This window comes from Zoogloea oleivorans (genome assembly GCF_008107625.1).
Classification (GTDB): domain Bacteria; phylum Pseudomonadota; class Gammaproteobacteria; order Burkholderiales; family Rhodocyclaceae; genus Zoogloea; species Zoogloea oleivorans.
Genome location: NZ_SDKK01000031.1, coordinates 659 through 8,203 on the forward strand (window position 1 = coordinate 659; position 7,545 = coordinate 8,203).

6 protein-coding genes and 1 pseudogene are annotated in these 7,545 nt (G+C 58.5%); 5 read left to right on the forward strand and 2 right to left on the reverse strand.

Annotated elements, in window-relative coordinates; genetic code table 11:
• Together flhF and flhA are read right to left on the reverse strand one after the other, a co-directional pair.
• Positions 1 to 199, reverse strand: a pseudogene (flhF, locus tag ETQ85_RS22420) (flagellar biosynthesis protein FlhF); the annotation flags it as partial.
• Positions 200 to 357: 158 nt separating this feature from the next.
• Positions 358 to 2,448 (reverse strand): flagellar biosynthesis protein FlhA, encoded by a 2,091-nt coding sequence (gene flhA, locus ETQ85_RS22425; protein ID WP_148581319.1) that lies wholly within the window; start codon positions 2,446 to 2,448, stop codon positions 358 to 360.
• A 185-nt stretch (positions 2,449 to 2,633) separates the two neighbouring features.
• On the opposite strand from flhA, the gene ETQ85_RS22430 reads away from it, so the two are divergent.
• The 5 genes from ETQ85_RS22430 to ETQ85_RS22455 form a co-directional block, all read left to right on the forward strand.
• Positions 2,634 to 3,101, forward strand: coding sequence for a hypothetical protein (locus ETQ85_RS22430; protein ID WP_148581284.1), 468 nt, complete (start codon positions 2,634 to 2,636; stop codon positions 3,099 to 3,101).
• Positions 3,102 to 3,796: 695 nt separating this feature from the next.
• Positions 3,797 to 4,873, forward strand: coding sequence for a DUF262 domain-containing protein (locus ETQ85_RS22440; protein WP_148581286.1), 1,077 nt, complete (start codon positions 3,797 to 3,799; stop codon positions 4,871 to 4,873).
• Positions 4,870 to 5,604, forward strand: coding sequence for an MAE_28990/MAE_18760 family HEPN-like nuclease (locus ETQ85_RS22445; protein ID WP_148581287.1), 735 nt, complete (start codon positions 4,870 to 4,872; stop codon positions 5,602 to 5,604). Before ETQ85_RS22440 ends, ETQ85_RS22445 begins: the two co-directional genes overlap by 4 nt.
• Complete coding sequence (locus tag ETQ85_RS22450; protein ID WP_148581288.1) at positions 5,601 to 6,704, forward strand: DNA cytosine methyltransferase; 1,104 nt, start codon at positions 5,601 to 5,603, stop codon at positions 6,702 to 6,704. Before ETQ85_RS22445 ends, ETQ85_RS22450 begins: the two co-directional genes overlap by 4 nt.
• Positions 6,704 to 7,545 (forward strand): ParA family protein (locus ETQ85_RS22455; RefSeq protein WP_148581320.1); only part of this gene is annotated, 842 nt, incomplete at its 3' end. The genes ETQ85_RS22450 and ETQ85_RS22455, both read left to right, overlap by 1 nt.

Consider the following 7,545-nt stretch of genomic DNA (forward strand, 5'->3'; position numbering starts at 1 on the left):
CGGCAGGCAGGGCGCTCTGGGCCTGCGCGCGCGCGCGCTGCGCCTGCAGGGTGGCCACATCGCCGGCCGGCAGGGCGAGGATCTCGACACCGCCGTTGGCAGCCCGATTGGAGAGGACAACAGCATCCGGCCCGAGCTCTTCCTTCAGCATGCGAAGGGCCTCGCGGGCGGTTTTGGCAAAATAGCGCTTGACGTTCATGCTGCTGTCTCCGGAGTACGAAGGCTCTCACTAAGCCCGGGGGTTGAGACCCCGAGCGGGCACTTCGGTAACTTCGATTATCCCCAGCCGGGCGTCTTTCGATGGCCGGGAAAAGACAGGTTTTAGGGCGTTATTCCCGCGACAACGGGAGGGGATCGTCAGGGCGCGGCAGAAATCATGGCCGACACGCGGATCAGGCGGGTTTCGGGCACCTCGGAATTGGCCACCACCTTGAGGGTCGGCACGGCCCGCCGCAGGAAGCGCGACAGCAGCCAGCGCAGCGGCGCCGGCACCAGCAGCACCGCGGGCAGGCCGATGTCTTCCATGCGCTGGGCGGCCGCCGCAGTTTCGCGCAGCAGGGTGTCGGCGAGGCCCGGCTCGATGGCCCCGCCTTCCGGCCCGCCGCCGGCCATGGCCTGCATGAGGACGCGCTCCAGGCCCGGATCGAGGGCCATGACCTGGACCTCGCCGTTGCCCGGGAAGAGCCCCTGCACGATGGCCCGGCCCAGGGCCTGACGCACCCGCGTGGTGAGTTCCAGCGGGTCCTGGATGCGCGGCGCGTATTCGGCCAGCACTTCGACGATGGTCCGCATGTCGCGGATGTTGACCCCCTCGTCGAGCAGGTTCTGGAGCACCCGCTGCACCGAGGCCAGCGGCAGCAGCTTGGGCACCAGGTCTTCGACCAGCTTGGGGTTTTCCTTGGCGATGTGATCCAGCAGCGCCTGGGTTTCGGTGCGCCCGAGAAACTCGGAGGCGTGGCTCAGAATCAGGTGATTCAGGTGAGTCGCCACCACGGTGCTGGCATCCACCACCGTATAGCCGAGGGCGTGGGCCTGCTCCCGCTGGCTGGCGTCGATCCATACCGCTGGCAGGCCAAAGGCCGGGTCGGTGGTTTCGCGACCATTGAGCGGGCCGGTGACGCGCCCCGGGTTGATGGCCATGAACTGCCCGGGATACGCCGCCCCGGTACCGATCTCGACCCCCTTCAGCACAATCCGGTAGGCGTTGGGCTTGAGTTCCAGGTTGTCGCGGATGTGCACCGGCGCACCGAGAAAGCCGATGTCGCGGGCGAACTTCTTGCGCAGGCCGCGGATGCGCTTGAGCAGCTCCCCGTCCTGGCCCTTGTCCACCATCGGAATCAGGCGATAGCCCACCTCCAGACCCAGCACATCCACCGGCGTCACATCGGTCCAGCTGGCCTCCAGGTTTTCGGCGGGGACCACCGGCGCCGCCACCGGCACCTCCTCGCCCTCGGCGGCGGCCCCCTCGCGCAGCCCGCCCCGCCAGGCCATGAAGCCCAGCCCCCCGGCCAGCAGCAGGAACACGAAGTTGGGCATGCCCGGAATCAGGCCGAGGATGCCCAGAATCGCTGCCGTCAGAACCAACACCTGCGGGTTGGAGAAGACCTGCCCGATCAGCTGGGAGCCCATGTCCCCCTCGTCGCCCACCCGGGACACCACCAGACCGGCCGCCACCGAGATGATCAGCGCCGGCAACTGCGCCACCAGGCCGTCACCGATGGTCAGCAGGGTGTAGTTGTTGGCCGCCTGACCCAGCTCCATGTTGTGCTGGAGCACCCCCACGATCAGCCCGCCGACCACGTTGATGACCATGATCAGGATGCCCGCCACCGCATCGCCGCGAACAAACTTCGAGGCACCGTCCATGGCGCCGTAGAAGTCGGCCTCCTGCGAGGTTTCGGCGCGGCGCTTCTTGGCTTCCTTCTCGTCGATGAGGCCGGCGTTCAAGTCGGCGTCGATGGCCATCTGCTTGCCAGGCATCGCATCGAGGGTAAAGCGCGCGCCCACTTCGGCGATCCGCCCGGCACCCTTGGTAATCACCACGAAGTTGATCAGCGTCAGGATGATGAACACCACCAGGCCCACCGCCGTGTTGCCGCCCACCAGAAAGTGCCCGAAGGCCTCGATCACCTTGCCGGCGGCGTCGGGGCCGGTATGCCCTTCGAGCAGCACCACCCGGGTGGACGCCACGTTGAGCGACAGGCGCAGCAGCGTGGTGACCAGCAGGACCGTCGGAAAGACCGAGAAGTCCAGCGGCTTCTTGGTGTACATCGCCACCAGCATCACCATCACCGACACGGCAATGTTGAAGGTGAACATCAGGTCGAGGACGAAGGCCGGCAGCGGCAGCACCATCATCGCCAGAATCAGGATGATGAGCAGCGGCCCGGCGAGCGTACGGATGTTGCTCGGGGCGAAAAGGGTGCGCAGGTTGAGACTACTGTTCATGCTCGCCATGGTCCCCCTCCTCCCCCCTCGGGCAAGGCCGGAAGAAGCGCGGATTCTCCGCCCAATTCACGGCCCGGCAGCACGCCAGAAAAGCCACAACGCATAGGTTTATGTATTATTCATCCCGCGCAGACGCGGATAGAACAGCCGCTTGCGCCATTCCCCACCGCTATCGGAGCCCTCGCATGACCCAGAACCTGACCTCCCTCGACCTCGCCGAAGAGCTCCCCCAGTTGGATGCCGCCCTCGACACCATCGATCGCATCCTCAAGGCTTTCGTGTCCCTCGACGCCGACCAGATGCGCCGCCTCTCCAAGCTCGGCGACAAGACCGAAAGCTTCTGCCGCCAGACCGCCGCTATCCTCGACCAGAACCGCCAGGCCCTGCCCCCGGGCTTCGACCTGGACGAACTGAAGCGCGACTTCGCCGCCTTCGACCTGCTGCGCCCGCGCCTCAACCGCATCGAAGCCCTGGCCGCCAAATGCGCTGACACCCAGATCGCCCTGGGCAGCGACATCCTCAGCGCCAGCTACGACGGCTACGCCCTGCTCAAGGTCTTCGGCAAGGCCGACAACGTCGCCCCGCTGCGCGACAGCCTGCGCTCCGGCATCCGCCGGAAAACCATCACCCCCGGCAAGGCCAGCGCAACCTGAGCCCGAGGCTGGCGGAGAGCCGGCGTCGGGTAAAAACCCATCGACGCCGGCTTTCCGCCCACCGCCGTCGCCTCATTTTCAGGCGACAACGGGGAACGGGAAGTCTCGATTGACTGATTTTCAGGCGGCGATGACTCGGGATTGGGCGATGGCAGGGGAAGAAGAAGCCGACTTCGCCTGAAAATGCGTCAATGCCGATGCGTCCTGAGGCGATGCCGGCGGGGGATTCGTCGAAATCGGGGAGAAATCAGCCGGGGGCGGGTCTGCTCGTAACACCGCAGCTCGGTCTTCAAGCAGGCGATATCAGCCAGGAGCGGCCGCTCGTAATTGGCTGGAAATATCCCTGAAAGCAGACCTTTGCATCAAGAACTCCTGCGTTGATGGCAGTGTCACTACCATTAGGCACGCGCGCCAAAATGATCACAAGCACACCTTTGTGGTATCGTGTTAACACGAAAACATGGTAGCCACATCATGAATGACCAACAGCCCAAACGACGAGCATCTACGACTGGTACTCTCGTTGGAACCAGATTCCAGGCTACTTTGCTTGATGCGATTGATTTATGGCGCAAGGCGCAGAACGATCTGCCTACTCGCCCTGAGGCAGTAAGGAGATTGGTAGAGCTAGGTATGACCTCGAAGCACCCTACGGTGCACCTACAGCGCCATGAGAATCAGTCGGACAACAAGACATGAGAAAACTGAAAGAAATTCCGCCAAAGACAGAGGCCGATATCGCCTTGGCAGAAGCCCAGATTGTCGAACTGTCCAAGCGAATCGAGTTTTACCTCACGGAGTATTCCGTGGAACTCCTGGCTGGAAAGATGAATAAAGGCGAGTTCGTCGTGCCACCCTATCAACGTGCCTACACTTGGGAAGAAGATCGAAAATCTCGCTTCATTGAGTCGCTCTTACTTGGCCTGCCGATCCCGTTTTTGTTCTTCTGGGAGATGCCGAATGGCAAACTTGAAATCGTTGATGGCTCCCAGCGCCTTCGCTCTATTGAAGAGTTTGTGCTCGGAGACCTGCGGCTAGGGGAACTGGACGGATTGACGGCTCTATCGGGATTTAAGTTCTCCGACTTGCCGGAGTCTAGGCAACGAAAAATCAACAATCGATCCATTCGCGGCATCGTTCTAAACGAGCACGCTGATGAGCAGGCACGCTTCGACATGTTCGAACGGATCAACACTGGCAGCAAGATTGCCAACAAAGCAGAAGTTCGCCGCGGCGCACTTGCCGGCCCATTCATGGACCTAATCGTAGAGCTTGCCGTTGCACCCAAGTTCGAGGAGCTTGCACCAGTCTCGAAAAAGGAACGGGATGAACGAGAGCGCGAAGAGCTTGTTGCACGGTTCTTCGCATACAGCGATGGTTTGAACGGGTACAAGGATCGCCCATCGGAATTTATCTTCAACTACGTGAAGCAGATGAATGTTCTGGCGGAGAAAGAGCCCGCCCTATTGGACCAATATCGGGCGCGGTTTGCAGAAACATTCGATTTCATCGAACGTGTATTCCCACACGGATTCAGACGGAACAGCAATGGCAAAGCGACGCCCAGAGCACGCTTTGAGGCCATCGCCGTTGGCTCACGCTTGGCCTTGTCCGAGCGCCCCACCCTCACCCATGAAGCTGTTGCTGACGTTCTTCCATGGTTGACAAGCGATGACTTCATCAAGGTCACGGGCTCGGATGGCGCCAATGCCATCGCCCGCCTCCGGGAGCGCACAGGGTTCGTACGCAATAAGCTTTTGAGGTGTGAATGAGCGCGCTCATCACCGGCTTTCAAGAACGACTGGCCGAAGTGGATGCCTATCTGGAGTTTCTCTCTGCGATGGAGATGTGCGCCCAGCAAGGTCCGCCTAGGCTGGAAGGCGCAAAGTTCCCAATCAGCGCACAGCAGCAACGCATTCTTTATTCGAGTGTGTACTTGCAACTGTATAACTTGGTCGAATCCACCATGTCGCGGTGTATTGAGGCAGTTACCGAGGCGGCCAAGGAAAATAATCGCTGGACGCCCTCTGATTTGAGCCAGTCACTTCGACGTGAATGGGTTCGGGTAATGGCCCGCACCCACGAAGAACTCACCCCGGATCATCGACTGGAGAGCGCACTTCATCTTTGCGATCACTTGGTTGGCTCACTACCCATTACCGAGTTTGTTATCGACAAGGGAGGCGGAGGCAATTGGGATGACCAAGCCATCGAAGCAATCAGCAAACGCCTCGGCTTCCAGTTAGTCGTGAGCGAGCCGGTGTACAGAGCAGTCAAGCGTCGATTCCAGGATGATCTGGGGCCACTCACTCTAGTAAAGCAGCTCCGAAATCGACTTGCACACGGATCTATTTCCTTCGCACAGTGTGCCGAGGATGTGACCGTCGCAAGGTTGGTCGATCTAAAAGTGAAGACGGTCGACTATTTGTGTGAGGTCGTTGGCTGCTTCAATGGATACCTTGATAGCTTCGAGTACTTACTTGCGGAACGGAGACCCGCATGATTAGCGAATCCACTGTTTTCTGTATTTCTCCCCCAAAAATCATGGGGGTGGATCTGTTCTGCGGCGTAGGAGGGCTCACTCACGGTTTGGTGCAGGGGGGCATTGAGATCACAGCAGGCTTCGATATCGACCCAAGTTGCAGATATCCCTTCGAAGCCAACAACGCAGCAGCCTTCGTTGAGTGTGATGTCGCGAACCTAACTGCGGAACAGATAACACCTTACTTTGTCGGAGCGGATGTCACGCTCCTGGCCGGCTGCGCACCTTGCCAGCCTTTTTCAACCTATAGCCGGAGTGGCCGGAATAGCGAGTACGAATCGCAATGGCCCTTGGTATCTGCGTTCGGACGTTTGGCGAAGAAGCTAAAGCCTGATCTCGTCACAATGGAGAACGTGCCGCAACTCGCCGACCATCCGGTTTTTGAACAGTTGCTCAAGAGCCTGGTGGGCTACAAGAAATGGTGGGCGGTCGTCGAGTGCTCATCAATAGGGGTACCACAGACACGAAAGCGACTCGTACTACTTGCATCAAGGCTAGGTAACAAGGGACTGAAATTGACGAAGGATGCCGTGCGCGATACAACTGTCCGGCACGTGATCGGCGCATTGCCGGCTATCCGAGCGGGTGAGAGCCATCCCGACGATGAACTGCACATGGCCCCCTCATTGAGCCCCTTGAATTTATCCCGAATTAAGGCATCTCGCCCTGGCGGGACATGGCGGGACTGGCCGTCAGAATTGCAGGCAACCTGCCACAAAAGGAAGACTGGAGCTACGTATCCAAGTGTGTATGGTCGGATGGAATGGGATCATCCAGCTCCAACGATCACCACACAGTGTTATGGCTATGGAAACGGTCGATTTGGGCATCCAGAGCAAGATCGAGCAATCTCACTACGAGAGGCAGCCATGCTCCAAACTTTTCCGGAAACTTATGCATTTGCTCCCGAGGGAGTGCCCATCAGATTCAATAAAATGGGGCGATTAATTGGCAATGCAGTGCCAGTGCGACTGGGCGAAGTGATCGCCAAGTCGTTAGTCGCGCACGTTCGAATATATTCTGGCCAAGAAAAAATTGAGAGCAAAAAAGGAGCTGAGTAATGGCTACGGTAGTTGGATTTATTAGTGAAAAAGGCGGCGTCGGAAAGACCACCGCTTGCTATCACATTGCAACTGCACTAAACCGCTTTGAAGGAAAGCGCGTCTTGGTCATTGATGCAGACTATCAGCGCGGGGGAATATCAGGCCGTTTTTTCCCCAAGCTAATTGAAGGATTCGGAACAGGCACACCGACAGGAACGACGCTATTCAACAAGTTTCAGCAGTTGTATAGCGCCTCACCTCAAACTCAGGACATAGACATTCACTCGTGCGGAGCAGGCATTGACTTGATCCCCGCAGACCCTCGATTATCTACGGTGTCTGTCGACAAGCTACCGAGCACAAACAACATACGAGAGAACAACATGTCACTTCTCTCGCACATGAAGACCATTGGCTTCGTGTTGAACGGGTTGCACCAAAGCTATGACTACATATTGATTGATTCACATCCAGAAGTCTCTGATGTGATGCGGGCAATTATCTATGTCGCAGATTATTGCGTATCACCGGTCAAACTGGATAGGCAATCCTCTATTGGAGTTGCAACCGTCATCGGCGAAATATCGAATGTCAACAATGACATATCAATGATTAGGCGATCACTTGGCGTCGAGGACAACTACCGTGACACCCTATTCTCTGGAGCAATCGGGATGATGGCGAGGGAGTATGGCGAAGAACTGAAGCAAAGCGAACAACTCGAATACAACAGACTACGTCGGTCTGGAGAAATATTCACAAACTACGTCACAGAAGGAGACGGATTGAGAATTGCGGCTGCGAATCGGCAGCCCGTATTCGATGTACCAGGAGCGAACGCTGGGCGCGCTCTAGACTG